Raw genomic sequence first — 599 nt, forward strand, 5'->3', positions numbered from 1 at the left:
CGTTATCCTTGACGGCGTCGTGCGACCCGACTGGCTGCCGGCCTTTTCGGCACTTGCCCGGCCACTCCACTACATCGTCCTGCGCACCACAGCGGCAGAGGCAATCGAACGCTGTCAGGCCCGGGGTGGTGACAGTCTGAGCAACCCTGATGTCGTGGCCGATCTCCACTCGCAGTTCGCCGCTCTTGGCACCTTCGAGCACTATGTCCTGTCAGTATCAGGCAAGGACAAGGATCAGGCTCTTCAGTCGGTCATCAATGCGCTGCAATCGGAACGTTTCCGTATCGATGCTTTGGATGAAAGCAATCGATAACGAACGTGCAGGATGAAACAAGCGTGGCTGTACCGACCATCTATCTTCTTCGTCACGGCGAAACCGTCTGGAACTCTCTTGGCCGGTTCCAGGGGCAACAGGATTCACCGCTCACGCAGCGTGGCATTAAACAGGCGGATCATGTCGCCCGCCTGCTACGCGAAGCGCTCTGCAACGATGACCAGTTGTTCCAGATGCAGATCAGTCCGCTCGGGCGCGTGCGACAAACGGCAGAACGCGTACAGGCGAAGGTGCCGCTTCCGTCTGTCGATGATGACCGACTGGT

The 599-nt window shown here is 58.6% G+C and carries 2 protein-coding genes; both read left to right on the plus strand.

The window, feature by feature from the left end; all coding sequences use genetic code 11:
- A partial coding sequence (locus BGP85_RS28585) for a hypothetical protein (RefSeq protein WP_219827770.1) occupies positions 1 to 313 on the plus strand: 313 nt, incomplete at its 5' end.
- Between the two features lie 23 nt (positions 314 to 336).
- Positions 337 to 599, plus strand: a 263-nt coding sequence (locus BGP85_RS28590; protein WP_219827771.1) for a phosphoglycerate mutase family protein, incomplete at its 3' end; no start/stop codon positions are given.

The sequence above is a fragment of the Pseudomonas putida genome, assembly GCF_002906855.1.
In the GTDB taxonomy this organism is placed as follows: Bacteria; Pseudomonadota; Gammaproteobacteria; order Pseudomonadales; family Pseudomonadaceae; genus Aquipseudomonas; species Aquipseudomonas putida_N.